Raw genomic sequence first — 26,623 nt, 5'->3', positions numbered from 1 at the left:
TTCACTCAGCTTTCGTAGTCGGCGTTGATGTGTACGTATTCGTGGGTCAGGTCGTCCGTCCAGACGGTCGCTTCACGGTCACCCGCGTTGAGGTCGATGTCGATGTGGATGTCGACGGGCGTCATGTCCACCTCGCTGCGGTCGCGGCCCGGTTTGCCGCCGTCGCAGATGCGCACGCCGTTGACGTCCACGCACACCCGGTCGGGGTCGTAGGGGGCTACGTCCTCCGGCACGGTTCCCAGGGAGCTGACGATGCGCCCCCAGTTCGGGTCGTTTCCGCTGATGGCGCACTTGAGCAGGTTGGAAGCGGCGACGGCGCGGCCGCAGGCCAGCGCCGCATCCTCGCTGGTGGCGCCCTTGACCGTGATGGCGATGGTATGGCTCATGCCCTCGCCGTCACCGATGATCTGGCCGGCCAGGTCGGCGCAGATGTCGGCGATGAGCGCATTGAACTCGTCCGGGTCGGGCTCCAGGCCGGAGGCACCCGAGGCCAGGAGGAGCACCGTATCGTTGGTGGACATGCATCCGTCCACGTCGATGCGGTTGAAGGAGGTGTCGGCGGCGGCGCCCAGGGCAGCCTGCAGCTGTCCGGGGCTCACCACGGCGTCGGTGGTGATGACGCAGAGCATGGTGGCCAGCTGTGGGGCGATCATGCCCGATCCCTTGACCATGGCCCCGACGCGGAAGCCGTTCGAACCCAAGCGGGTGGCGACCTTCGGCTTGGTGTCGGTGGTCATGATGGCATGGGCTGCGTCCGCGCCGGCTTCGGCGGAATCCGCGAGCCGTCCGTAAGCCTCACGGGCCCCGTCGAGGACCTTGTCCAGTGGCAGGAGCTCGCCGATCAGGCCGGTGGAGCAGACGGCCACCTGATCCGGGGCGACCTTGAGCAGCGAGGCGACGAAGTCGGCGGTCCGCTCGGACTGGGCGTAGCCTTCCTCGCCGGTGCAGGCGTTGGCGCCCCCGGAGTTGAGGATGACGGCGTGGATGTCGCCGTCCGCCACGGCCTTGCGGCTCCACTGCACGGGGGCGGCGCAGAACCGGTTCGTAGTGAACACGCCGGCGGCCGCGAACTGCGGTCCTTGGTTGACGACGAGCGCGACGTCCGGCTTGTCGGCCGCGCTGATGCCGGTATCGACGCCGGCTGCCTGGAATCCCTTGGGGAAGGTTACGCTCATGGTGCCACTCCGATCTTGTTCAATCCGGTTTCCTCGTTCAGTCCGAAGGCGAGGTTCAATGACTGCACTGCCTGGCCAGCCGTGCCCCTGTTGAGGTTGTCGATGGCGGCGAAGGCGTGCAGGGTGCGGCTGCGGCGGTCGACGGCCACCTGCAGGTGCGCGGCATTGGAGCCGAGTACGTTCTGGGTGGCCGGCATGGTGCCCTGCGGCAGGACGGTGATGAATCCCTGCCCTGCGTAGGCCCGCTCCCAGATGGCGTGGATCTCGTCGTCGGACATGTCCAGCGCCCCGTTGTCCAAGGTGGCGGTGACGCAGGCCATGATGCCGCGCGACATCGGTACCAGCACGGGGGTGAAGGCCAGGGAGAGGCGGTCTGCGTCGGCCGCCTCCAGGCCGGCTGCGTGCGCCAGGTTCTGCAGGATCTCGGGAATGTGGCGGTGGGTGCCGCCGACCGAGTAGGGCACGGCGGAGTTGAATGCCTCCGAGGCCAGGAGGTCGGTGCGCTTGAGGCTTTTGCCGGCTCCCGAGTATCCCACGGCCAAGGTGGCGACGATGCTCTTGGGATCGACGATGCCCTGCGCGACGGCCGGCTGCGTAGCCAAGGTGACTGCCGTCACGTTGCAGCCCGGCCCTGCGATGCGCGTGGCGCCGGCGAGACGTCCGCGCTGCCGCACATAGCCACCGTCGGCATTCCGTCCGACGATGAGCTCGGGCATGCCGTAGGTCCAGTGTTCGTGGAAGTCGCCGCCGTAGTAGTCGTCCCAGGCCCGCCGTTCCTCGAGGCGATGGTCGGCGCCGAGGTCGACGACCGTCACGTCCGGGTCGAGCTGCTCCGCCAGGGCACCGGAGGCGCCATGGGGCAACGCGAGGATGACGACGTCGTGGCCGTTGAGGTTCTCCGGCGTGGTGTCCTGCACGACCAGGTCCGCCAAGGGCGTGATGTGCGGCTGGAGTTCCCCGAGCCGCTGGCCGACGGTGGAATGCCCGGTGACGCAGGTCACCCGGAAGTTCGGATGGGTGGCGAGGATGCGCATGGCTTCGCCGCCGGCATAGCCGGTGGCTCCCGCAATGGCGACGCTGTATGTGTTCATGTTGGCTCCCGGTCAATCAGGTGTTGCCACAAGCATACACATTATGCAGTACATTGCATAACTATGCATAATGGCGTCCGGGAAAACCGTCACGCGCTCAGGGCGCCATCGCCGCTGGCGGAAGGCGTCGGCGTGGTGCCGGGCGTGGAAGTGCTGGGTGAGGACGAGGGTGAGGCGGAGGGATCGGGCAAGCCGGCCCACTGGGCCATCTGCCCGAGCAGTTGGTCCATGGTGATGCCCTTGGCCATGCAGTAGAACACCACCAGGGAATACAGGACGTTGATGGCCACGGCGGCAATCGCCAGTCCGCGGCCTTTCATGTGGAGCACCTTGGTGCGGCGCATGCTGATGGCGCCGAGGACGGCCGGCAGGATCGGGCATGGGATGAACAGGGCCATCAGGAATGAGATGACTGCCCAGCCATCCCAACGACCATAGAAAGGATTGCGCTGCGGGTCGTCGGGATCGATGGGCTCGATGCGGTACGGCATCTGCGGCATGCCCGACTGCCACTGCTGCCCGTTGCCATCAGGCTGCCGGGGAGAAGGCTGCGCGGCACCTTGGGCGGGAGCCTGTGCGGTCGGCGTCTCGGGCGCGGGATCGGGGCGTCCGAAGAGATAGGGGTCGTAGTCGTCCGGGAACTGGGAGTCCATGGCGCCGTACGGGCGCTTGGCATACTGGCCGAACTCCGGTTGCTGCCGGGCCACCGGGGTGTCGTGGACGGACGACGCCTTCGATGGAACGACCGGACGGTTCCCTTCGTCGGCCTGGGTGGGCTGGGTCTCGTCCGGTTCGTTCATCATGGTTCCTTTGCGCTCGGATCGGCCCTAGGCGCGCAGTTGCGCACCCAGGAGTGCGGTACGTTCCACGATACGCGCCCTGGTCGCCTCGTTGTCCTGCGCCGTGAGCGTACGGTCGGGGGCACGGAAGGTGACGGCGTAGGCCAGGGACTTCATGCCCTCGCCCACCTGGTCGCCTGTGTATACGTCGAACAGCTCGATGGATTCGAGCACGTCGCCGGCGCCTTCCTCGATGGCTGCCTTGAGCTGCGCGGCGGTGACGTCCTGCGGCAGCGTGAACGCGAGGTCCTGCCTAACCAGCGGGAAGGTGGAGATCGGCTTGGCCCGCACCGGCTTGTTGCTCAGCGTGGAGAACAGGGTGGTCAGGTCCAGTTCGAAGGCAGCGGTGTGGTGGGGCAGCCCGAGGGCGTCGTCCACATGGGGGTGGAGTTCGCCGACCATGCCGACCGGCACCTCGCCGGCCATCACATGGGCCATGCGCCCCGGATGCCATTGCGCGGGCACTGCCTGTGCGTCGGGCTGCTCGAGGGTGAGGTCCGCGCCCAGGCATGCGCCGATGCGGCGCACTGCCTCGACCGCATCGGTCCAGTCCGCGGGGCGCTTGTCGCCCAACCAGCCGTTGTCCTCGACCAGGCCGGTGAACATGCCGGCAACGTGCAGCGGCTGCTCGGGCAGGCCGGCGTCCAGGGCGGCCAGCTGCTCGTCACTCGGCAGCACGCCGCCGGGCAGGGCCGGGATCGCCGGCGCGTCGGGATCGGCCAGGTAGACATGGCCCAGCTCGTAGACGGAGACATTCTCCAAGCCGCGGTGCACGTTGCGCAGCAGGGTCTGTGCCAGGGTGAGCAGGATCTCACGGCGCAGGAACGGACGGTCGGCGGCCAGCGGGTTGACGATCTCCACGCTGACGGGTTCCACCTGCTGTGCGTCGATGGAGAAGGCCTTGTAGTCGGCAGGTCCCACGAAGGGGTAGCTCAGTGTTTCCACCATGCCGTACTGGGCAAGCTCGTCCGCCACTTGGCGCTGGTGCAGCTGGTCGGCGGTCAGGCCCACATGACCGGTCACGGGGGCATTGGGCACCCGCGTGGGAATGCGGTCGTAGCCATAGATCCTGGCGACTTCCTCGACCAGGTCGCACGGTTCGGTCAGGTCGGGGCGCCAGCTTGGCGGCACCACGGTCAGCTCGCCGTTGCCGCCGCCGCCCAGGGCGCAGCCGATGTCGGTGAGGATGGCGCTGATCTCGTTGAGGTCGAGCTCCAGGCCGGCCACGCGTTCCACTTCGCTGGCCTTGAACACGATGTGCTTGCGCCGCTGCGTGTCGTCCACGTCGCGCGGGGTGTCGGATGCGGTGGCGTTGCCGTACTCCACGAGCAGGTCGACGGCCTGCTGGGCTGCCGCGGGCTGGATCTGGTCGTCGACGCCGCGTTCGAAGCGTCGTGCCGCTTCCGAGGGGATCTTGTGGCGGCGCGAGGAACGTGCGATGCTCACCTGGTCGAAGTGCGCGGCCTCGAGCAGGATGTTCGTGGTCTCGTCGGTCACTTCGCCGTACTGGCCGCCCATGACGCCGGCGATGCCGAGGATGCGCGACCCCTGCTCGCCATTGGGCGAGTCGGTGATGAGCAGGTCCTCCGGGTCGAGGTCATGCTCCTTGCCGTCGAGCGTGACGAGCGTCTCGCCCTGGCGGGCACGGCGCACCACGATGGGTCCCTCGATCTTGTCGAGGTCGTAGGCGTGCATCGGCTGTCCGATGTCCATCATCACGTAGTTGGTCACGTCCACGGGCAGCGACAGCGAACGCATGCCGGCGCGTGTGAGGCGGCGGCGCATCCAGTTGGGCGTCGGGCTTCCCGGGCGGTAGCCATGCAGGGCACGCGCGTAGTAACGGTCGCAGCCCGCCACGCCGCGGATCGGGTTGTCGTCCTGGACGATCACCTCGATGTCGCCCTTGCCGGCTTCCTGGTCCTCGATGTGCGGCGCGCGGGACTCGAGGTCGGTCACCGGGTCGGTGAACTCGGCGCCGGTGGAGTTGTGGAATTCGCGGGCGATGCCGCGGTAGGAGAAGGCGTAGCCGCGGTCGGGCGTCACGTTGATCTCCAGGATCGGCTGGTCGAGGTGCAGCAGGTGCATCACGTCGTCGCCGGGCTTGAGGGCCTCCACCTGCTCGGGGGTGAAGCCGTAGTCCCCCAGCAGGATGATGCCGTCGTGGCTGTCGCCCAGTCCCAGTTCGCGTTCCGATGCGCACATGCCGTCGGAGACGTGCCCGTAGGTCTTGCGCGGCTCGATCCTGAAGTCGCCGGGCAGGACGGCACCGGGCAGGGTGACGACGACCTTCTCGCCGGCGCGCATGTTCGGGGCGCCGCAGACGATGCCGCGCGGCACCTTGTTGCCGTCCCCGTCCACGTCGTTGTATTCGTCGCCGACGTCGACGTGGCACCAGTTGATGACCTTGCCGTTCTTCTGCGGCTCGGGGGTGGCGTCCACCACGTAGCCGACCACGATGGGACCGGTCACCTGGGACTGGTGGATCTCCTCCTCCTCGAGGCCGACGCGCACGAGGTCCTTGGCCAGCTGCTCGTAGGTCAGGCCCTCCGGCACGTCCACATGGTCGCGGAGCCAATCAATATCTACCATAGGCATGTTCTCGGGTCACTCCCCCATCACGAATTGTTCGCTGAATCGCACGTCGCCCTCGACCAGGTCGTGCATGTCGTTGATGTCATGGCGCAGCAGCAGGGTACGCTCCACACCCACGCCGAAGGCGAAGCCGGTGTAGACGTCCGGCTCGATGCCGGCGGAACGCAGTACGTTCGGGTTGACCATGCCGCAGCCGCCCCATTCGATCCAGCCCGGACCGCCCTTCTTGTCAGGGAACCACAGGTCGAGCTCGGCGCTCGGCTCGGTGAAGGGGAAGTAGCTCGGGCGCAGGCGGCTCTTGGCCTCGGGGCCGAACATGGCCACGGCCAGCTTGTCGAGCACGCCCTTGAGGTCCGCCATGGTCAGGCCCTTGTCGACCGCCAGCGCCTCGACCTGGTGGAAGACGGGCGTGTGGGTGGCGTCAAGCTCGTCGGTACGGAAGACACGGCCCGGGCAGGCGATGTACAGCGGCACACCGTGCGCGATGAGGCCACGCACCTGGTCGGAGGACGTCTGGGTGCGCAGCACCATGTTGGAACCGACGAAGCCTGCGGCGTCCTTGGCCTGGTTGCCCTTGACATAGAAGGTGTCCTGCATCTGGCGGGCCGGATGGTCGGGGCCGAAGTTCAGGGCATCGAAGTCGAACCATTCGGTCTCCACCTCGGGGCCGTCGGAGATCTGCCAGCCCATGCCGACGAAGAAGTCCTGCACGTCTTCCATGAGCTTGGGCAGCGGATGGCGCGCACCGAGTGGCTTGCGGGCGACGGGCAGCGTCATGTCGACCGTCTCGGCCGCCAGTTCCGCGGCTTCCTCGGCGGCCTTGACCTCGGCCTCCTTGGTGCCGTAGGCGCGACCGAAGTCGGCGCGCAGCTTGCCCATGAGCTTGCCGGCTTCCTTCTTGCTGTCCTTGTCCAGCGACCCGATGGCCTTGCTCGCCAGGGTCATGGCCGACTGGGCGCCGGCGTACCTGGTCTTGATGGCCTTGAGTTCCTCCATGCTGGAGGCCTGCTCGATTGCGGCGATGCCCTCGGCGACCGACTCGGCCACCGCCTCGGCATCGAATTGTGTGCCTTCTGCCACGAGATACCTTTCACTCACAGTCGTCACACCGTTGAAAACATGAACGATTCCAATGGTTTTCCGACGTCACATTGTTTCATTGCGACTCGACATGGCCAGGGTCATGAGCATGACCGCGGCACTGGTCGCGAGGTTGAGCGATTCCGCCTTGCCGTAGATGGGAATGGAGGAGACGAGGTCGGCGCGCTCGAGCATCCCGGGTTCGAGCCCGCGCGCCTCGTTGCCGAAGAGCACCGCCATGGAGCCATCGAGGCCGTCACCGTCGCGCACCAGGTCGGGCAGGCTCTCGGGCGCCTTGCCTTCCAGGCCGTATACGTCGGCCGCGACGAGCGTGACGTCATGGTCCGCACAGTAGGACAGGAATCCCTCCTCGTCCATAGCCAGCACGGGCAGGTGGAACAGCGAACCGGTGGTCGCCCGGATGACCTTGGGGCTGAAGAGATCGACGCAGTCTCCCACCAGGACGACCGCATCGCAGCCGGCGGCATCGGCACACCGGATGACCGCGCCCGCATTGCCCGGGTCACGCACCTGCCAGAAGGCGGCCAGGAACGGCTTCGGAGTTTCCGGCACCGTCTGCAGTGCCTCCCGGCACGCAGCAAGATCGCCCACCGCCAGCACGCCCTGTGCATCCTGGCTCATATGCGCCATGACCTTCTCCGTGGCCTTGTGCACGTAGATGCCCTCTCCCATCGCGAGTCCTGCGAGCTGTCCGGCGGCCGCGTTGCGGAAGGCGGCGTCGGGTTCCTCGCCATCCACCGTCACGTACAGGTCGCGCACTACGTCTGACATCCACGTCAGCGCCTCGCGCACGGCCTGTGGCCCTTCGATGAGGAAACGACCGGCCTTCCGGCGGCGCTTGCGGTCATGCAGCTCGGCGATGCGCCTGACGCGTTCCGCCTTCTCGTTGGTCATCACTTGTGCATCCATTGGCATGGCAGCCACAGTACCCACGGGGCCACGACAGGTCCGCACCATGCGGCATGCACAGCCAATCCGCACGGTTTTTCGGCAAACATCCAGCAACCGTCAAGTCACTTGCCAGTACATCATTCGGCACCACCCAGCCAAACCATGGCCTTATCTCACGTTGACGCCATTATGCTTCGAGCGCATCAATCAACCATGGCCCCGAACCGCAGGAAGGATACCATGTTCATAGTCAGGAACGCCCTGTGCAACGTCACGCGCAACAAGGGACGCAACGCGCTGATGATCATCATCGTCGCGATCATCACCGCCGCCGCCACCGTAGCGCTCGCCATCGTGCAGGCCGCACAGCAGGCACGCGCCAGCGCACTGGACAACACCACGATCACCGCGCAAATCTCCCTCGACCGCCGCGCGCTCATGGGCAGCACCCAGCCTTCCGGCAGCGACGGCACGACATCCGGCGAGAAGCCGGACATGAGCGCACTGCAGCAGTCGATGGCGGACAAGCAGCTCACCCTCGCCGACTACGAGGAATACGCCAAGGCCGACTACGGCGTACGGTCCTCCTACTACACCGTCACCGCCTCGCTGGCCGCCGCCGAGGACGGCATCGAGCCGGTCGACTCCAACGGCACCGTCACCTCCTCGTCCGAGGATTCATCGGACTCCGGCACCACCGACACGCAGGACGCTCCCTCCGCCCCCGACGGCGGCATGGGTGGCGGCATGGGTGACATGCGCGGCGGCAAGGGCGGCATGACGGTGACCACCGGCGACTTCTCCCTGGTCGGCTTCTCCAGCGACGAAGCCATCCTCAACGCCCCCAACGGCTCCTTCACCATGAGCTCCGGCGAAGCCTTCGGCTACGGCGAGGACGACGCCGACGAGGTGATCGTCTCCGACACGCTCGCCCAGGCCAACGGCATCGAGGTGGGCGACAAGATCACGGTGGCCAACGCCGCCGACACCGACACCGACTACACCTTCACCGTCGTGGGCATCTACTCGAACGCCACGGATGAGGCGCAGCCGCAGGGCGGCCCCATGGCCTCCACCGCCTCCGACCCCGCGAACGCCATCTACACGAACGAGGCGACGCTGACCAAGCTCGGCCTGACGCCGGACAAGACCATGGAGATCACCGACTCGCGCGGCAACACCCGCACCGTGCAGAGCGCGCAGCTGAGCTTCACCTATGTCTTCGCCGGCAAGGAGGAGTATGACCGCTTCGTCGAGGATGTGCGCAAGGCCGGCCTCGGCCACGAATACACCATCTCTTCCGAGGACGTCGAACGCTACGAGCAGAGCATGGTCGCGATCGACAACCTCTCCAAGTTCGCCACCACCATGCTCATCGTGGTGCTGGCCGTGGGCGCCGTGGTGCTCATGGTGCTGACCGTGTTCAACATCCGTGAGCGCAAGTACGAGATCGGCGTGCTCACCGCCATCGGAGTCAAGAAGGCGAAGGTGGCGACGCAGTTCGCCGTCGAGCTGCTGGTGGTCACGCTGGTCGGCCTGGCGGTCGGCATCGGCGTCGGTGCGGCAACCAGCGTGCCCGTGTCGAATGCGCTGCTCAGTTCGCAGGTCGAGCAGCAGTCCCAGCAGATGAGCCAGTTCGGCCGGCAGATGCAGCGTCCGGACGGCGGGTCGTCGGCTACGGACGTCCAGCAGGCCGCTCCGCAGCTGTCCGATGCCCCGCAGGGTACCCCTGGCTTCGGCGAGCATGCGCAGAACATGATCGACCAGCTCAATGCGACCGTGAACTGGGCGACCATCGGCTGGATGCTGTTGGTCGGCGTGGTCCTGACCCTGCTGTCTGCCCTGGTGGCGGCGGTGTTCGTGATGAGGTACGAGCCGTTGCGGATCCTGGCCGACCGGTCCTGAATACGTGTACGAGACAAAGGAACTTATATGACTGACAAGAAGAACACTGCGGCGCCGGCCGCACAGCCCGCGGCTGCGCTGGAGGCCGGCGAACCGATCCTGAGGCTCGGCGACGTGAGCTATGCCTACAAGAAGGGCGGTCCGTTGGTGATCGACCACCTGTCCTACTCCTTCGACACGGGCAGGGTGACCTCGATCATGGGGCCGTCCGGTGCGGGCAAGACGACGCTGCTGTCGCTGATCAGCGGCCTGACGGTGCCGACCGGCGGGCGTGTGCTCTTCGAGGGCCGAGACCTGGCGACGCTCGACCGCTATGATTACCGCAGCCGGGACATCGGCGTGATCTTCCAGAGCTTCAACCTGTTGCCGGGCCTGACGGTGCTGGAGAACATCATGCTCACGATGGACGCGTCGGGCAAGAGGTTCGACCGCCCCAAGAAGGAGATCGCGCTGGAGCTACTCGACCAGGTACATCTGCCGCGGCATTATGCCGACGAGCGGATCCTGCACCTGTCGGGCGGCGAGCAGCAGCGCGTGGCCATCGCCCGCGCGTTGAGCGACGACCCGAAGGTGGTGATCGCGGACGAGCCGACCGGCAACCTGGATCCGGCGACCCAGGAGGACATCATGGCGATCTTCCTGGAGCTGGCGCACGAGCAGGACAAGTGCGTGATCATCGTGACGCACAGCCCGCAGATCGCGAAGGCGTCGGATACCGTGTTCGAGCTCAAGGCAAGGAGGTAGCATTCTCTTCCATGGACGGGTCGGGTCCCAGGAGATTCATCGGTGCGCGAGGCGTTGCATCCCGATGCGCATGGCGGTCTACGATATGTGACATGGGTCGACCAAGCACCTCCATCCACGAACCGCAATGGCGGCATGTCGAGCACGGGTTCGGACCGTTGTGGGCACCGGACTCGCGCATCCTGTTCCTGGGCACCATGGCCAGTCCCCGCAGCCGACAGGCCGGTTTCTTCTACATGCATCCGCGCAACCGCTTCTGGCCCATGCTCCAGGCCTTGTATGCAGACCCGGACGATCCGGCGGACGTGACGGGAACGACCAAGGACAGCCGCCGCGCCTTCGCGCTGCACCACCGCATCGCCCTGTGGGACCCCATTGAATCGTGCGACATCCTCGGCGCCAGCGACGCAAGCATCCGCAACGTCGTGCCCAGCGATCTGGCCGGCATCGTCGAGGGCTCCGACATAGGCATCATCTGCACCACCGGCAGGAAATCGTTCGAGGTCTTCGAGAAGTACCAGCGTCCCGAGTTCGAACGGCGCGGCATCCACGTGAGCCTCGTACCGTTGCCCTCCACGAGCCCCGCCTATGCGGCCAGGACACCCGGGCAGATCATCGCCATGTGTGCCGAACGCCTCGGACCGGACGGAATGACCCCGAATCCCGACTGCACCATCCATCTATAAGTAAGGCATCCCCATGCAGCTCAATGCCACCATGCGGCTCAACCGCGACGAACGCGACCCGCGCACCTATCTCATGTTCCACGGCTATGGCAATGACGAGACCGAGATGGAACGCATCCTGGACGCCATCTACCAAGGTACGAACATCGACCCCGCGTACCTGTCCTTCCGGGCACCCCACGAACGGCCCTACCTAGGCGGCTGCACCTGGTACGCGCACAGCCATGACGGCGCGCAACGCCGTGAGGCGTGCCGGGAGGTCGGCGACGCCCTCGTACGGCTCGTCGCCTCGCCGCTGTTCGAGGGACGCAAGCTCACGCTCATGGGTTTCTCGCAGGGCGCCTACCTGTGCTACCGGCTGACGCAGGACCATCCCGACCTGTTCGACACGGCCGTGATGCTTTCCCCTTCCTTCCATGACGAACACGGCCCCGCCGTGGCAGGACGCGCCCGCTACATACTGTGCTACGGCACCGACGAGCGCCACATTCCAGCTGGCGACATGCGCGAGTGCGAGCATATCCTCGAGGCCACGGGGCGCCTGACCTACCTGCGGTACCCGGGCATGGGGCACACGGTGTGCGACCGTGAAATCACCGACCTGCGCCGCCTGCTCGTCGCATGACAACCTACGCAATCCCATCTAGCGGATAAAATCGTTCTTATTCCGAATGCTCCATGATAATATTTGCAAAACATATGATCCATATATGGAGGCATGAAGGAGAAACCATGGACTTGGCACAGGAGCTGTTCCGGGAACTCTCGCACTGGCCGCAGGTCGAGGCCATCGCCTTGGGCGGTTCGCGCGCCACGGGCCGCAACGATGCCGCCTCGGACTATGACGTCTACCTGTACTGCACCGCACCGGTACCGCTGGAGCAGCGTCGCACGACGCTTGCCAAGTACTGCGACGCCATGGAGATCGGCAACCATTACTGGGAGGCGGAGGACAACTGCACCTTCAAGGACGGCATCGACCTGGACCTGTTGCACCGCGACCTCGACGGCTTCACCGCCGACCTGGCGCGCGTGGTCGAGGACGCGCAACCTTCCAACGGATACACGACCTGCATGTGGCACAACCTGCGCACCTGCACGGTCCTCTACGACCGCGACGGCCGGCTGGCAGCAGCCAAGGAACGCTTCGACGTGCCCTATCCGGAACCGTTGCGCCAGGCCATCATCGAACGCAACATGAAGCTCATGCACGGCGTGCTGCCGTCCTATGACGCACAGATTCACAAGGCTGCGTCCCGCGGCGACCTGGTGAGCGTGAACCACCGCGTGGCCGCCTTCCTGGAATCCTATTTCGACGTGCTCTTCGCACTCAACCGCATGACCCATCCCGGCGAGAAGCGCCAGATGGCCATCGCCCTCGAACAGTGCGAACTTCTGCCGGACGATTTCAAGACCAATCTCGATCGCCTCTTCGCGGACATGTTCACCGGCCCCGACCGTCTGGACGCCGACATCGCCGCCATCGTGCAGAAAATGGAACGCGCGGTGCAAATGGACCAGAGTGGGCCAATTCCTGCAACAAACAATGGATGAATCCGATTGTCGTTGTGGCCGTGTGCTGCCGGCCTCCTAGAAATATCACGGAAAAACGAGAGATTTCTAGGAGGCCGGCAGCACACGGCCACAACGACAACAACTACAATGGAGTCTTTGGAATAGGCCTCTCGTCATAAAGGAGCGCTGCATGGCACTGGGAGCATTCATCGCCGGATATGCATTGGGGCGGCACCACGGGGACTACGACGACCGGAGGCTCAATGCGTCGGAACGAACGTGCCAGGATTATCAGGAACGCCAGGAGCTCTTCGAGGAGCAGATTGAGGCTATCGACCGCCTGACCAGGCATCGTGACGATTCCCGGCACCCGTGGGAATGACGGCAACGGCCAAGAATTCCTTATGAGGGGTGGGTTAAGGGAATTGCCCTCGGTATGAGGCCCGCAAAACGGCGGAATGCCGTAGCCATACTGCCGGGCATTTCCCTTAACCTACCCCTCATAAGCAAAACGACCGTCAATTGCCCATGAAGCTGAAGGTCCCGGCCCATACGGCGCTCACCAGCGCCACCGCCGGGATGGCCAGGCACCCCGTCAGGAACCACCAGTCGCGCGCATGCACGTGGCTGACGCGCGCATGGCTGCGCGGTCCCGCGCCGCCGAAACCGCGTGACTGCATCGCCACCGCCAAGGTGGTCGAACGGCGGATCGAAAGAACCAGCAACGCGAAGGCCTGCGGGAAGAAGGACCTGATCTTGCTGTCGTCCCCCAAACCGCGCGAACGGCGCGACGCGGTCAGTGCCGCCCAGTCGTCCTGCAGCACGGAGAACAGCCGCATGCCTGCCAGGCCGCCGTACACGAACCTGTCAGGCAGGTGAAGGATCTGGCTGAATCCGTCCGCCAGGTCGGTCGCGTCGATGCCGAGCACGGCGATGATGGCGGGAATGCCAATCGCCAGAATACGAATGCCCGTGGCGAGTGCCAATTCGGCCGACCGGTCGGTGACATGAATCCAGCCCCACTGCCACCAGGTGTCGCCGCCGGACTTGCCGTAGAGAAGCACGGCGAGTGCGGAGCCGGGTGCGCCGATGAAGATGGGCCAGGTGGAGCGCACGATGCGCCAGGGGGTGAAGCCGATGGCCATGAGGAACACCACTTCGAGCCCGAGTGCGACCGTAGCGGAGACCCAGTCGAGGCTGAGCAGCAGCGGCAACGAGGCGAGGAAGGCACCGAAAAGCCGAAAGACGGGGTTGAGGGACGCCAAGAATGGCGAACGGCTGGACGGTTTGATGTCGTCCGCCCGTTCCCCCATGGCCTTGACCGGCACGACGGTGGCGTCCGGCAACGGTTCCTGGACTGTCCAGAGTCCGTCCGGCGAATCGCTTGGTGGGACCGTAGCGTCGGCACACCCCGCCGTCCACTCGCCTTCGCCCTCGCCGGGCACGAGTTCGACGACGCGTGCGCCGAGCGCGGTGACGAGGTCGCGGTCGTGGGTGACGACGATGATGCTCACCCCGTCGGAACGCAGGGAGTGGATGAGTCGTGCAATCTGCATCCAGGTGCGCCGGTCCTGTCCGAAGGTGGGTTCGTCGAGGATGAGGACGCGTGGTGCGGCAGCCAAGGCTGCCGCGACGGTGAGGCGCCGTTTCTCGCCGCCGGAGAGCGTGTACGGGTTCTGGTTCGCGTACTGGGCCAGGTGGAAGCGGCGCAGCAGCTCCATGGCACGGTTCCGTGCGGTGTCTTCATTGAGTCCGGTGCGCCGGGGACCGAGCATGACTTCATCGAGGACGCTGGACGTGGCGAATTGATGTTCGGGGTTCTGGAAGACGTAGGAGATGCGGGAGGCGAGCTGCCGGGAGGTCCATTCGATGGGGTCGCTCCCCCGGGCGCCGTCCGCCAGTGCGGCGCCGGCGACGACCTGTCCGCCGAGCGGTGCGAGCAATCCGGCGAGGGTGAGCGAAAGCGTGGATTTGCCGGCGCCGTTGGCTCCGACGAGTGCGGTGATCTGTCCGGGACGGAAATCAAGGTCGAGGTGCTCGGCGATGGCGTGTCCGGCACGGCCGATCGAGAGTTCCTGCGTGGACAGCACGACGTCGCCGGACCCGAGGTTCGGCTCGTATCCGGGTTCCCCGTCGGTGTGGATGCGTTCGATGCGGTCGCCGGGACGCCGGTAGGCCTCGGGCACCCAGATGCCCAGCTCGGCGAAGTCGAGCGTGGGGTCATTGAAGACCTCGTCGGGCGTGCCGTCGGCCACGACCACGGTGTTGCAAAAGCCGGTGCGGTCGATTTCCTCCTCGTAGCCATGCTGGGTGGTGGCGGCGCGCGCCCCGTCCGTGGCAAGTCCGAGCACGACGACGCGATCGATCATGGAGATCCACCGGTCGGCACGATGCTCCACGAGGATCATGGTGGAACCGGTACGGAGCAGTACGTCGCCGACGGCGCCCACGATCTGCGCCACACCGTCCGGGTCGAGGTTGGCGGTGGGTTCGTCGAGCAGGAGCACGTCCGGTTCCATGGCGAGGGCGCCGGCAAGCGCGAGGCGTTGCAGCTGGCCACCGGACAGGTGGGTGACGGAGCGGTCGAGCTTGAGGCCGCCCAGGCCGACCGCGTCGAGGGACGCCTGCACGCGCTGCCAGATTCGTTCGCGTGGCACGTCGAGGTTTTCGGGGCCGAAGGCGACGTTGTCGCCGATGCGTTGGAAGACGGCCTGCGCGTCAGGGTCCTGCAGGACGAGGCCGACCTTGCCTCGTGCCCGGTGTGTGTCCGTGCCGTCGATGAGGATGCGGCCCTCGGTGATGCCGCCGTCGGCGTCCTCGCTGATGGCGGTGCCGTCGGCATCGACGCGCGTTTCGGCGACGACTTCGCCGAGGAGTCCTGCGGCGCCTTCGAGGATGGTGGATTTGCCGATGCCGGAAGCGCCGAGCAGCAGAACGCGTTCGCCGGCGCGGATCTCGAGGTCGAGTCCGCGCACGGCGAAGTGATTGCGTGAGGCGTGCCGGTAGCCCCAACGGTCGAATGTGACTGCGGCGCCGGCCGCACGTGCCTCATGGTTCATCAGTTGGCCTTGCGCCGCATTTCACGTCCGGAGGCGAACTGGTCGAGTGCGCCGGTGCGTGCGATGGCGCGGTAGAGGTACCACATGGCGACGCCGGCGATGAGCGCGCCGGACGCGACGGTGGTGAGCAGATAGACGATGCCGTAGGAACCCGCCAGGTCGATGGCCTGCAGGTGCGTGAAGAAGGAGTAGCCCCAGCAGGCGACGCCGGCGAGTGCGCCGGAGAGGACGGTGACGGGCAGGTTCCACTTGCGGTAGGCGAAGACGGCGAAGGCGATCTCGGCGGCCAGCCCCGGGACGACGGCTATGAGGAAGGTCTCGACGCCGCCCCACATGTTGCCCATGAGCGCTTCGAGCACGCCGGCGACGACTTCCGCGTAGAGGGCTGCGCCAGGCTTGCGTACGATGACGGCGGCGAGGGGGGCAGCGAAGAGCCACAGGCCGTTGAAGATGCCTGCCAGGCCGGGGATGGCTGCCTCAAGCACGCTCCATGGTGCGGAGGTGAGCAATGCGACCGCCCAGTAGATGAGGGCGGAGGCGACGCCGATGACGGATGCGACGGCGATGTCCACCACACGCCACTTGAGGATCGGTTTCGCTTCGATGGTTGAAGCTGACATGAGTGTGCCTTTCTCTGTTCTCTGCAGTGGTTTTCCCACATGGATGAAGGCACGGGAATCGACGACGTCCGTGCGCCGGCATTGTCCGGATTCACGTTCAATCGGTCGGGGCATGAGCCCCTCTCAGCCGGTGCGATGCACCAGCCCCCGTGTCGATTGTCGATTGTAGGGCAAGCGGATGACCCAGGCGCAGTCATCGGCGTTTGAACAGCTTGAAGAGTTGCGACTGGCGGATCGTCAGGCCGGTCAGTACAGCCGTCGCCACGCTACCTGCCGCCACTGCCAATGGGGTGCGCAGGGCCGTGGCGCAGACGGCCCACGCGTCCACCGGTGCGGTGCGCTGCGTCAGGGACACGATGAGCGCGCAGGCGCACAGCGCGCCGAGTCCCGCCCAGACGAAGGCTTCGATGGCGATGGCGCACAGCTGTGCACCTTTGGACTGGCCCGAATGCAGGGCGCCGGCGTATTCGAGCCGGCGGCGGCGTACGGCGAGCACGCCGATGGCCACGCCGAGGACCAGCCCCAGCCATGGCATCCACCGGGTGACGCGTTGCACGTAGGAAGCGGCTGCGTCGTAATGCGAGTCGAATCCCTTGTTGATGGCCATGATGCCTGCTTGGGTCTGCCCCTGTCCGGCGACGAGTGTGGCGTACAGCAGTTGGCTGTTGGCTTCCGCATGCGGCCATTGCTTGGCCCAGCATTCATGGTAGGTGCCGTCGGTCGTGGACTGCGGCACCAGGAAGGTGTAGGCGAACCGCGTGTCGCGTCCGTCGTTGGGCCATTCGTACACGCCCGCCACGTCCATGGCGCCGTGGTCGGTCATCACGCTTGCGCCCGGCACCAGGCCGAAATCGTTCGCCACGTCCTGTGGCACCCACACGCCGGAGGCGTCCACCTGTTCCGCCCCGGACGACGTGCCGGCGGCCACCAAGGCAAGCATGCCGGGCGTCACCTCGTAGGTCTGCAGCACCTTGCCCGGCGTGGACGCCAACGCCACCTCGTCGCCGGCGCGCAGGGCACCCGACTGGCCGAAGGCGGCATCATCCTGGGCGAGCGCATCGCAGGCGGCACCGTCCACGGTGCCGCCGACCACGGTGTCCACGTCCGCATAGGCCTGCACACGGGTCAGAGCCTCACGCTCCTGTGCCGTCACCGTGGCCGCCTCGTAGCCGCCCAACAGCGTGCCGGACAGTGCGACCAGCACGAACAGCAGCAATGCGTGCGCCGTTCCGGTGCCGATGTTGCGCATCGCTTCGGACAGGATCGAACGCAGTCTCATCGCGTCACCTCCCGTGCGGCGTCGACCGTCGGCAGGTCGTCGAGCGTGGTCGTGTCCTCGTCGTCGGCGGGCGCGTACTGTGCCAGGTCGATCACGCGTCCGCAGGCGTCACGCGTATCCGCGTCATGGGTGGCGACGAGCACGATCATGCCCTGCCCCGCCAGGTTTCCCAGCACGTGGCTGACGGAGTGCGCGGTGCGCGTGTCCAGCTGCGCGGTCGGCTCGTCCACGAGCAGCAGGTCCGGCCGTGAGCACACGGCGCGCGCCAGCATGAGCCGCTGCGCCTCGCCGCCGGACAGGTCCGCGAAGGAACGCTCCGCCGCATACCCCAGGTCGAACAGCGCCATCGCCTCCAGCGCGCGTGGCGCGGCCTGCGCGCGCGTCATGCCCTTGGCCAGCAGCGGGAAGACCACATGGTCGAGCGCACTGCGTGCCGGCACCCCGTACGGGTTCTGGAACACCCAGCCGGTGCGTGCGATGCCCCGGCGTTCCACGCTGCCCGCCACCGGCTTCTCCCAGCCGGCGATGAGCGACAGCAGGGTCGACTTGCCGCAGCCGGACGGCCCGCAGATCGCCACCGTCGAGCCCGGCTCCACCGTGAAGCTCAGGTGTTCGAACAGCAGGTCGGTGCCGGGGAAGCGGTGGGCGAGGTCCTTGACCACGAGTTCCATGGCCACCCCCCTACTTGCAGCCCAGCGCGTTGAGGCGCGGGCCGACGATCACCTGTGTGATGCCGTCCGTGCCACCACTGTCCGGGCGCACCAGGCTGGCGCCAAGCTCGCCGCTGATGATCTCGACCGGAATGGACGTGGCCTTGCCTGCCTCGTCGACGGCGATGCAACCCGACGAGCCGTCCACGGCGAACACGGCGGCCGCCGGTACGCGCAGCGTGTCGATGGGGTCGCTGAGCGTGACGGTCGCGTCGATGCCGGCGGCACGCTCCTCGGCGCTCTTCGACTGGTAGCTTTCGGTGGCGGCGATCTGGCGCAGCGTCTCGGCGTCGGTGACGTCCACGCTGCCGGCCGGCAGGGTGGACGTCACGCCGTAGACGGTGATGGTGCGGTCCTTGTCCGACGGCTGGCCGCCGCGGATCGTGAGCTTCGTCAGGCCGCCGGGCACCACGCCCACGGCCGCGCCGGCCGTCACGTTCGTGCCTTGCTGGGCCGTCCAGTTCGCCACGTCCACCACGTCCTGCGGAATCCAAAGGGTGTCCGCCAGGGCCATGGTCACTTCCTCGCCGTCACCGGGGGCGTTGCCGTTGTCGATCATGAGCTGGCGCCATCCTTGGCCGGTCGCCCAGTTGAAGGTGTCCGATTCGGCCGCAGAACTGTAGCCCAGGCGGTTGAGCTCGTTGTTCAGGGCGAGCACGTCCTCGCCTCGGTCGCCGGTCTTCAGGTCCCGGTAGAGCGGCGTGGCCGTATGCAGGGCGACGACGGCACGGTCGTTGACCTGGTAAGTGCGCGACCCCGACCTGAGCGAACCGTTCGCCCAGTTGTCCGTGACCACGCCGCCCGCATTGCCGAGCAGTTCACGGTCGCCCGACACCGTCGGCACGAGGTTCACCTGCTGTTGGCCGGCGTATTGCTGGGCGCTCGCCGGCGCGCTCTGCACGACCCTCGCCTCCCCCAGCACCGACGGCGCGCGGTCCGGCAGCCACAGTGCACAGGCGCCAGTCGCCAGCGCCGCCGCCACGATGGCCGCGAGCAGCACCCATGTCCATGGCGTCGTGTGCGCACGACGACGCGATTCTCCTCCCCTGGTGCGGTTCCGCATGACATCCCCGTTTCCCTTGGTGTCCCTGTTCCGGCGCATCCATGCGCACGGTCTTTTCGGGTCATTGTGGCACGTTTTCACCCTCCCCGGCAAGCCGTCTACACGTTTTGTGTAGACGACACGCCGGCTTCTACCAAAAATCGGTAGAGCGCTTGCGCTTGCGGCATGGTGGGCCACATAATGCAAACCACGGTCCGGTCAACGATGACCGCCCCCGACACAGAAAGGAAAAGGCCATGCGCAACACCCTCGCCAAAGCCGCACGTGCCACCGGCGCCACCCTGCTGGCACTCGGTCTGGCATTCAGCGTGACCAATGTGGCCCATGCTGCCAGTGCGACATACTATCCGGTCTCTAGTGGATCCATCAACGGAGGTTTCTACTCGGGCTCTTACAGCGTCACAGCAACGAAGTCTTCCATTTCGGTTTACTCATTCAGCAATTCCATGGGATGCATTGCAGCTCAGAACGGTCAGAAAAGCGAGATGACGACCAACCACGGCACTACTTGTGCTGTCTCAATCACTGGCGGCCAGTCCACGGTTGGCGACTACGCCTACTACACCACCTTGTAAACCATTCCACATGGCGCGTTTCCGAATTTTGACAATTGCGGAAAACGCGCCATGCCATCGTTTGTGAAAGACACATCTGGAGGACATATGGCGACTTCAATACCCAGACATTGTACAGCACTGGTTATTTCACTTTCCTTGCTTTGTGTGTTCAGCGCCTGCGGGCAACAGGATGGCGGCGCCGGCAGTACACCGGCCGCTACCTCCTCAGCCGCTGCAACCGGCACACGGGTCGCCAGTTCCTTCTCGGACCGGATACAGGACCTGATCGACAACCAGCCCTCTGCGTCCCCCATGGCGCAAACGCAAGTGGACATGCTGCGCAGGGCTTTGGAGCATGACGGGGTGGTCAGTGCCGCGGACTACGAGCAGGCATGGAGCAACTACCGCCAGTGCGTCGTGGACAAGGGATACAACGCGCCGCCAGCAGTCCGGTACGGCAACGGCCTGTACAGTCCCGTGTTCACCACCGACACCAATGGCCTGACGCAGGAGCAGGACCTCAAGGTCAGCGAGGACACCAGCACCTGTTTCATGGAATACACGATATCCGTCGACGAAATGTACCGGTACGCGACTGCCAATCCGGACATGCTCACCGACCCGGATGAAGCCACCGTGGACTGTCTGCAGCGCTCGAAAGCGGCGCCTACCTCCTACACCGTGGCCCAGTACCGCAAGGAGAAGGCGGCCTACGACCAGGACCTGTCCCAGCAGTATGAGTCCGGTACGGATGTGACCAAGGACCCGGACAAGTTCTATACCATTTCGCTGGACGATCCGGCCGTCGTGACCTGCATGGTCGCCAACGGCAGCACGCTGTTCTCGACGCCCGAACAGTCCTGGAAACCGTTCGGGTGATTGCGGCGATACACAACCAAGACATGATGGCATATAATGGGTCTGGGTGGCAACGTGGGGTGCCACCCAGACCCATGCGCAAACAAGAAGGGGACAACGGCCAATGACCAATCCAAGAGGCAGGCGGATATCCATCGTCGTGGTGGAAGACGACGCATGGAGCGCGAAATACCTGTGCAAGAGCATTCGCGAATGGTTTCCTACTGCTGCAATCCATGTACTGGACGGACAGGAAGACGATGCAGTGGACCGCTGTGTCGGCGCGGATGTGGTGGTACTTGACATGTCCCTTGGAGACCATAGCGGCGTGGACCTGTGCGCACGGATTCGGAGGGAGGACAGTACCGTCCCCGTACTCGGCGTCACCAGTTTCTCCGCCAACCATTACCGCAGGAAGCTGATCGCCGCCGGCGCCCAGGGGCTCCTTCACAAGGAGGAACTCGACGATGTCGTCCAGACCCTTGCCTCGGTGATGAACGGACAGCCGATGCCGGGATTCCCCACGCCCAGCGAGGCCCAGCAGACGCTGCTGCGCCAAGATGAGGATGTCCTTCCCCTGACGAAACGCGAACAGCAGGTCCTGGACGAATACGTGGCGTCGGACGGCAATGCCAAGAAGGTGGCACGCACCTTGCACATTGCCGTCGCCACCGTGCACAAGCACATCCAGAACATACGGCGGAAGCACCACCATGTCGAGGCCACGGGCGTCCTGGAGTTCCGTGACGGCAGCCGGCAGCCTCGAAAGTAATCATGCCGCGGACTGGGGTTGGGGAGCCACCGGAAGGGCGACGGTGCCTTGCCACATGCCTTCCCGTACTTCGTGCGTGACGCTGCCGCCGATGTCCTCGATGACCTTAGCCGTCAAGGTCAGCCCATGGCCTCCCGGCACAGCCTCATGGTCCTCGTGCTCGGCAATGCCGTTATGGTAGGAGATCTCGGCGCTTTCCGGTCCGATGGTCACCAGCATGGCATAGGGGATGCCGGGCTCGCCGTGCTTGGCGATGTTCGTGTAGGCTTCATGCACCGTCGTGAGCAGCAGGCTGCCCGAGCGGGATGGCATGGCCGCGATTCCCTTGCGCACCTCCATCCTGGACTTGCCCTTGAAGCCATGCCCATGAAGCAACGTGTCACCTTCCTGCAGTTCATGGCGTATCTTGCGTTCAAATACGCCCATGGCTTCCATGCCGTCCTGGGGTTGGTCCTGTTCAAGCAGGTCGATGATGTCGCGCAGGGAGAGCAATGCCGCGTGGCTGGAGTCGGCCACCAACGACCACGCCCCCGCATCCGCGCCGCCCCTGTTGACTTCGCTCTCGGCTGCCATCGAGATGACTCCCAGATGCCGGGAGAGCCCGTCATGCAACTGGAGCGCCAGCTGTTGGCGGCTTTTCAGCACATACAGTTCGGCCTGTGCGTGAAGTGCTGTGCGCAGTTCCTCGGCGCGCTCCCGGTTCCAGCGCAACCCGCAGCCCATGAGAGTGAGCAACAGGAAGAGCGTGGTATATGCCAAGACCCCGTACCACGTCAATGCCTCCGGCCTCAGGAATCCTTCAGCCACCGTGTACAGGCACATCAGCAGGCAGATGACGGCTGCCGACGCGTTCGTGGTTTCGTAGGCAAGCAACCCGACGCCCAAGTACATGAAGAAAGGATCGTAGAGTCCGAACATCGGTACGGCGTATTCGCCGACGCACGTGAATGCCAGAAGGATCACGCAGCATGGCGTCGGGAACCAATACGCCATCACGGACAGCACATAGGCGGCCACCAATGCCACAATGGCCGGAATGCCCGGCTTAGGCGACATATACAGGTTGCTTGTCGCGATGAACAATGTGGCTGCGATAACGGCCAATCTGTATGGATGTGTCAAACCGATCTTGGTAGCTGCCCACACTGTTCTCATCCCCATTGCTCATTCGTTCCTTGTTGCACCGCCCGTTTGATCAGCAGAGACCCAATGCGTGCATCCAAGATGCGCATCCACGTGCGGAGACAGCAACACTCGTCTGCCGGCTCACCTGGGACTGTGCAGACACCTGTGTCACAGGGGCTACGGGCGCCATGACGGCAGAGCACGCCAAGAGGTGCACCAGAATCGAAGCCATGAAAGCCATGATGTCATTCCCTTCCTTCTCTTGGCCCGTTTCAGGTTGGGGCAACAGGCAACCATCCCCACCATAACGGAAATCCCAACCGGTGGGGTGTCCACGACGCCGTTCGTGGACACCCCATGACCATCTCAGGCCCGTGCCAGCTTGTCCAGCAGCAGCGCCTCGGCCACCACGTCGTTGCGCAGGCCGGAGACGCTCACGGACTCGTTGGGGCTGTGCGCGTTGGACTTCGGGTCCTCGGGGCCGGTGACGAGCACTTGGGCGTGGGGGAAGATGCGCTGCAGCTCGGGGATGAAGGGGATGGAGCCGCCTTCGCCCTTGTTCACCGGTGCCACGCCGAAGGCTTCCTCGAGGGCGGCCATGGCGTCCTTGGTGGCCGTGCAGTCGGGGTCCATGGCCCAGCCCATGCCGGCTTCGAGCGGCGTGACCTTGACCTCGGCACCGAAGGGCGCATGGGATTCGAGGAAGTCGGCGAGCGCCTGCATGGCGGCGTGCGGTTCCTGGGTGGGGGCCACGCGCAGCGAGATGCGGAAGGTGGTTTCGGGGCTGATCACGTTGAAGGAGCCGTCGACCGGGTGGGCGTCGAAGCCGATGACGGTGGCGCTGGGCTTGGTCCACAGGCGTGAGGCGAGTGAGCCGGTGCCTGCCAGCCGGTAGGGGTCGGCCACGCCGGCGTCGGCGCGCAGGTTGACTTCGTCGAGGTCGCGCTGCAGGCCGCCGATGGGTTCACCGCCTTCGAGGCCGGGGATGGCCAGTTCGCCCTGTTCGTCGTACATGGAGGCGATGAGCATGGCGGCGAGGGTGTTGGCGTCGAGGATGGGGCCGCCGTACTGGCCGGAGTGCACGGGGTGCTCCAGGACGCGCAGGTGCACGTCGCAGGTGGCGTTGCCGCGCAGGCTGGTGGTCAGGGACGGCACGTCGGGCGCCCAGTTGCCCGAGTCGCACACGATGATCACATCCGCTTCGAATTCGTCGCGGTGTTCCTCGATGAAGGGGATGAAGCTGGGCGATCCCATTTCCTCCTCGCCTTCGATGAAGACCTTGATGTTCACGCCCAGGTCGTCGCCGAGGGCCTTGAGCGCCCCGTAGTGGATGGCGATGCCGCCGCCGTCGTCGCAGGCGCCGCGTCCGTAGAGGCGGTCGCCGACCACGGTGCCCTTGAAGGGGTCGGTGTCCCAGGCGAACGCGTCCGGCACGGGCTGCACGTCGTGGTGGGCGTACAGTAGCACGGTCGGCGCGTCGGGGTCGACCACGTTCGAGCCGACGACCTCCCAAGCGCCGGGGGTGCCGTCGGGGTTGTGCGACTGCGCGACGCGCGCGTCGACGCCGACGCCCTGCAGCAGCTTGGCCACGTATTCGGCGGAGGCGCGCATGTGCTCGCCGGTGATGCCCTGTGCGGAGATAGGCTTGAGTTCGATGCGCCTGCCCAGCACGGCGAGGATGTCGTCCCAGTCAGCGTCCACGCGTGCGCGCAGCTGTGCTTCGGTCAGTTCCATGTGCCCTCGTTTCCACGATGTGTCGGTTGCGTTGTCCAGTCGCCCATTGTAGTAGGGTGCGCGTCGAGATGTCACCGTAGACTGGAGCGCCATGGCAGAGCAGAAGCAAGACAAGGATTCCACGGCTGCGCAGTCCGCCGACGCGCAGGCCGCGCAGGATGGCAAGGGACGGCCCACCCCCAAGCGCAAGGATGCCCAGGCAAAGAACCTGCGCCCCCTGGTTCCAGCGGACAGCGCGGCGGCCCGCAAGCGCGCCAAGCAGCGCATGCGCGAGCGCGAGAACATCGAATACGAGGCGATGCGTACCGGCGACATCAACAAGATGCCCAAGGCGGAGCGCCTGCCGTGGCGTATCTACGTGCGCGACTACGTGGATGCGCGCTTCAACATCGGCGAGTTCTTCATCCCCGTCGCCCTGGTGATCCTCATCGCCTCGGTCATCCTCACCGCGGTGTGGCCCAACCCGATGGTCACGCTCATCCTCATGGTCATCCTCTACGTCTACCTCTTCGCCATCATCATCGACGTCGTCGTCATGTGGAGCAAGCTCAAGAAGAAGCTCGTCGCCAAGTACGGCGAGCAGGCGGTCGCCAAGGGCATGCGCACCGGCTCCTATGCGTGGAGCCGCGCCATCCAGATGCGCCGTTGGCGCCTGCCCAAGCCGCGCTACAAGAAGCGCGGCCACTGGCCCGAGTGAGCGGCTGGCGCACTGTGCAGGGAACGGCATGATGCCGTTCCTTTTTCATATCCCCACCACGTTTCCAATCCAGCAAGGAGGCCCCGTTGGAACATCAGTTGGAACAGCAATACGACATCGCCATCGTCGGATCGGGCACCGCAGGGTATTCCGCCGCGTTGCGGGCGGCGGAACTCGGCAAGTCGGTCGTCATGGTGGAACGCGACGGCACCCTCGGCGGCACCTGCCTCAACCGCGGCTGCATCCCCTCGAAGGCGCTCATCACCGCCACCCGCACCATCGCCGACGTCGAGGACGGCGCACGCATGGGCATCATGGCTTCCGTCGAGGAGATCGACTTCGGCAAGCTGCGCGAGTTCCGTGACGGCACCGTCACGCGCATGACCGAAGGACTGCGCGGACTGCTCGCCTACCGCGGCATCGCCGTCGTGCAGGGCGACGCCGCAGTCAGCGCGGAGCGGAGCGTCACCGTCTCCCCCGCCGACGGCCAGGACACGGTGCGGCTCTTCGCGCACGACGGCGGCTTCGAGGAGCTCGACGCCACCGTGACGTTCACGGCCGGCGACGTCATCGTGGCCACCGGCTCCTCCCCCCGGCCGCTGCCCAACGCTCCCTTCCACGGTGCGCTCATCGATTCGACGCAGGCGCTCGCCCTCAACACCTTCCCGCACAATGCCATCATCATCGGCTCCGGCGCCATCGCCCTGGAGTTCGCCTCCATGTGGAATGCCGCAGGCTGCGACGTGACGCTGCTCATCCGCAAGGACAACGTGCTGTCGAACGCCGACCACCGCGCCGCGGTGGCACTCAACCGCGAACTCAAGCGCCGCGGCATCACCATCGTCAAGGGCACGCAGGTCACCGGCGTCGACACCGGCGACAACCTCGGCGCCACCGTCCACTACCGGGTCGAGGGCGAGGAGGACGAACGCACCATGGCCGCGGAACTGGCATTGGTCGCCATCGGCCGCTCCCCCAACACCTCGCAGCCGTGGTTCGCCGGGGCGGGTATCGAACTCGATGCCGACGGCTTCGTCACCGTCGACGACTTCGGGCGCACCAGCCGGGACCACATCTGGGCCATCGGCGACATCACCCGCGGCCGCGCCCTCGCACACCGCGCCTTCGCACAGGGCATCGCACTGGCCGAGCACATCGCGGGACTCGACGCCGCGCCGGTCGTCGACGCCAACGTGCCCAACGTCGTGTTCTGCACCCCCGAGTTCGCCACCGTCGGCCTCACCCTCGCCGAAGCCAGGGCGGACAGCCGGTATGCGGACGTGCGCGAGACGCTGTTCCCCGTCATGGCGAACGCACGCATGGTCATGGCGGCTTCCGGCGGCTCCTTCTCCATCGTCAGCGGCAGGCCGGCCGACGGCGGCGACGAGCTCGTGCTCGGCGTGCACGTCGTCGCACCCGACGCCTCCGACCTCATCGCCGAGGCGCAGCAGATCGTGGCCGACCGCATCCCCCTGCACCAGGCGGCCAGCCAGATCCATCCGCACCCCACCTTCAGCGAGATCATCGGCGAGACGCTGCTCAAGGCGGACGGCCGTCCCCTGCACACCCGCTGAGCGGCGGCAGACCGCGCATGCTGCTAGAATGAAACC

Annotated in this window: 24 protein-coding genes and 1 riboswitch; of the genes, 11 read left to right on the top strand and 13 right to left on the bottom strand. The window is 65.8% G+C overall.

Features of this window, described 5'->3' with window-relative positions; all coding sequences use genetic code 11:
* Positions 1–5: 5 nt before the first annotated feature.
* The 6 genes from argJ to BCUN_RS08360 form a co-directional block, all read right to left on the bottom strand.
* Positions 6–1,175 carry a bifunctional glutamate N-acetyltransferase/amino-acid acetyltransferase ArgJ gene (gene argJ, locus BCUN_RS08385; RefSeq protein ID WP_033516228.1) on the bottom strand — a complete coding sequence of 390 codons (1,170 nt, stop codon included), beginning with the start codon at positions 1,173–1,175 and terminating at the stop codon, positions 6–8.
* A complete protein-coding gene (gene argC / locus BCUN_RS08380; protein WP_033516227.1) occupies positions 1,172–2,266 on the bottom strand; it encodes an N-acetyl-gamma-glutamyl-phosphate reductase in 1,095 nt (364 codons plus the stop codon). The genes argJ and argC overlap by 4 nt, the downstream gene beginning before the upstream one ends.
* Before the next feature lie 89 nt (positions 2,267–2,355).
* Entirely contained in the window at positions 2,356–3,069 is a 714-nt protein-coding gene (locus BCUN_RS11555; RefSeq protein WP_152598099.1) for a DUF4190 domain-containing protein, read from the bottom strand.
* 24 nt (positions 3,070–3,093) lie between these two features.
* The gene (gene pheT / locus BCUN_RS08370; RefSeq protein ID WP_193345982.1) at positions 3,094–5,700 is read right to left on the bottom strand and encodes a phenylalanine--tRNA ligase subunit beta; all 2,607 of its coding nucleotides are present in this window, start codon (positions 5,698–5,700) and stop codon (positions 3,094–3,096) included.
* A 9-nt stretch (positions 5,701–5,709) separates the two neighbouring features.
* The gene (gene pheS, locus BCUN_RS08365; protein ID WP_033516225.1) at positions 5,710–6,777 is read right to left on the bottom strand and encodes a phenylalanine--tRNA ligase subunit alpha; all 1,068 of its coding nucleotides are present in this window, start codon (positions 6,775–6,777) and stop codon (positions 5,710–5,712) included.
* Positions 6,778–6,843: 66 nt separating this feature from the next.
* Entirely contained in the window at positions 6,844–7,713 is an 870-nt protein-coding gene (locus BCUN_RS08360; RefSeq protein WP_033516244.1) for a TrmH family RNA methyltransferase, read from the bottom strand.
* A 216-nt stretch (positions 7,714–7,929) separates the two neighbouring features.
* On the opposite strand from BCUN_RS08360, the gene BCUN_RS08355 reads away from it, so the two are divergent.
* From BCUN_RS08355 to BCUN_RS08330, 6 genes are all read left to right on the top strand, one after another.
* Complete coding sequence (locus tag BCUN_RS08355) at positions 7,930–9,594, top strand: ABC transporter permease (protein WP_033516224.1); 1,665 nt, start codon at positions 7,930–7,932, stop codon at positions 9,592–9,594.
* 27 nt (positions 9,595–9,621) lie between these two features.
* Entirely contained in the window at positions 9,622–10,338 is a 717-nt protein-coding gene (locus BCUN_RS08350; RefSeq protein ID WP_081895637.1) for an ABC transporter ATP-binding protein, read from the top strand.
* A gap of 92 nt (positions 10,339–10,430) precedes the next feature.
* Positions 10,431–11,024, top strand: coding sequence for a uracil-DNA glycosylase family protein (locus tag BCUN_RS08345; protein ID WP_051920961.1), 594 nt, complete (start codon positions 10,431–10,433; stop codon positions 11,022–11,024).
* 13 nt (positions 11,025–11,037) lie between these two features.
* Positions 11,038–11,649 carry an alpha/beta hydrolase gene (locus BCUN_RS08340; RefSeq protein ID WP_033516223.1) on the top strand — a complete coding sequence of 204 codons (612 nt, stop codon included), beginning with the start codon at positions 11,038–11,040 and terminating at the stop codon, positions 11,647–11,649.
* A 107-nt stretch (positions 11,650–11,756) separates the two neighbouring features.
* Positions 11,757–12,578 (top strand): DUF4037 domain-containing protein, encoded by an 822-nt coding sequence (locus tag BCUN_RS08335; RefSeq protein WP_033516222.1) that lies wholly within the window; start codon positions 11,757–11,759, stop codon positions 12,576–12,578.
* Positions 12,579–12,729: 151 nt separating this feature from the next.
* A complete protein-coding gene (locus BCUN_RS08330; protein WP_033516221.1) occupies positions 12,730–12,921 on the top strand; it encodes a hypothetical protein in 192 nt (63 codons plus the stop codon).
* Positions 12,922–13,057: 136 nt separating this feature from the next.
* On the opposite strand, the gene BCUN_RS08325 is transcribed toward BCUN_RS08330, so the two are convergent.
* From BCUN_RS08325 to BCUN_RS08305, 5 genes are all read right to left on the bottom strand, one after another.
* Complete coding sequence (locus BCUN_RS08325; protein WP_033516220.1) at positions 13,058–15,598, bottom strand: ATP-binding cassette domain-containing protein; 2,541 nt, start codon at positions 15,596–15,598, stop codon at positions 13,058–13,060.
* On the bottom strand, positions 15,598–16,218 hold the full coding sequence (locus BCUN_RS08320) for an ECF transporter S component (protein WP_034258593.1): 621 nt from the start codon (positions 16,216–16,218) through the stop codon (positions 15,598–15,600). The genes BCUN_RS08325 and BCUN_RS08320 overlap by 1 nt, the downstream gene beginning before the upstream one ends.
* A gap of 49 nt (positions 16,219–16,267) precedes the next feature.
* Positions 16,268–16,379, bottom strand: a riboswitch (TPP riboswitch).
* A gap of 32 nt (positions 16,380–16,411) precedes the next feature.
* Positions 16,412–17,497 (bottom strand): hypothetical protein, encoded by a 1,086-nt coding sequence (locus BCUN_RS08315; RefSeq protein WP_033516728.1) that lies wholly within the window; start codon positions 17,495–17,497, stop codon positions 16,412–16,414.
* Positions 17,494–18,168, bottom strand: a complete 675-nt coding sequence (locus tag BCUN_RS08310; protein ID WP_081895636.1) for an ATP-binding cassette domain-containing protein — start codon at positions 18,166–18,168, stop codon at positions 17,494–17,496. Before BCUN_RS08310 ends, BCUN_RS08315 begins: the two co-directional genes overlap by 4 nt.
* A 10-nt stretch (positions 18,169–18,178) precedes the next feature.
* Entirely contained in the window at positions 18,179–19,270 is a 1,092-nt protein-coding gene (locus BCUN_RS08305) for a peptidoglycan-binding domain-containing protein (RefSeq protein ID WP_152598138.1), read from the bottom strand.
* A gap of 236 nt (positions 19,271–19,506) precedes the next feature.
* Here BCUN_RS08305 and BCUN_RS08300 point away from each other — a divergent pair, with 236 nt between their 5' ends.
* From BCUN_RS08300 to BCUN_RS08290, 3 genes are all read left to right on the top strand, one after another.
* The gene (locus BCUN_RS08300) at positions 19,507–19,845 is read left to right on the top strand and encodes a hypothetical protein (RefSeq protein ID WP_033516725.1); all 339 of its coding nucleotides are present in this window, start codon (positions 19,507–19,509) and stop codon (positions 19,843–19,845) included.
* 294 nt (positions 19,846–20,139) lie between these two features.
* Positions 20,140–20,706 (top strand): hypothetical protein, encoded by a 567-nt coding sequence (locus BCUN_RS08295; RefSeq protein ID WP_033516723.1) that lies wholly within the window; start codon positions 20,140–20,142, stop codon positions 20,704–20,706.
* 103 nt (positions 20,707–20,809) lie between these two features.
* The gene (locus tag BCUN_RS08290) at positions 20,810–21,457 is read left to right on the top strand and encodes a response regulator transcription factor (protein WP_033516722.1); all 648 of its coding nucleotides are present in this window, start codon (positions 20,810–20,812) and stop codon (positions 21,455–21,457) included.
* Here the strand turns inward: BCUN_RS08290 and BCUN_RS08285 are convergent, their stop codons facing one another.
* On the bottom strand, positions 21,458–22,618 hold the full coding sequence (locus BCUN_RS08285) for a sensor histidine kinase (RefSeq protein WP_033516720.1): 1,161 nt from the start codon (positions 22,616–22,618) through the stop codon (positions 21,458–21,460).
* Between the two features lie 330 nt (positions 22,619–22,948).
* Positions 22,949–24,316: a dipeptidase gene (locus BCUN_RS08280; protein ID WP_033516719.1), complete on the bottom strand. Its 1,368-nt coding sequence runs from the start codon at positions 24,314–24,316 to the stop codon at positions 22,949–22,951.
* Positions 24,317–24,407: 91 nt separating this feature from the next.
* On the opposite strand from BCUN_RS08280, the gene BCUN_RS08275 reads away from it, so the two are divergent.
* Complete coding sequence (locus BCUN_RS08275) at positions 24,408–25,013, top strand: DUF3043 domain-containing protein (RefSeq protein ID WP_033516718.1); 606 nt, start codon at positions 24,408–24,410, stop codon at positions 25,011–25,013.
* 98 nt (positions 25,014–25,111) lie between these two features.
* Positions 25,112–26,587, top strand: coding sequence for a dihydrolipoyl dehydrogenase family protein (locus BCUN_RS08270; protein ID WP_033516737.1), 1,476 nt, complete (start codon positions 25,112–25,114; stop codon positions 26,585–26,587).
* The last annotated feature ends 36 nt before the right edge of the window (positions 26,588–26,623 follow it).

It is taken from the genome of Bifidobacterium cuniculi (assembly GCF_000741575.1).
Classification (GTDB): Bacteria; Actinomycetota; Actinomycetes; order Actinomycetales; family Bifidobacteriaceae; genus Bifidobacterium; species Bifidobacterium cuniculi.
The sequence above is the reverse complement of the archived record's forward strand: the minus strand, read 5'-3'. Positions and strand labels throughout refer to the sequence as shown.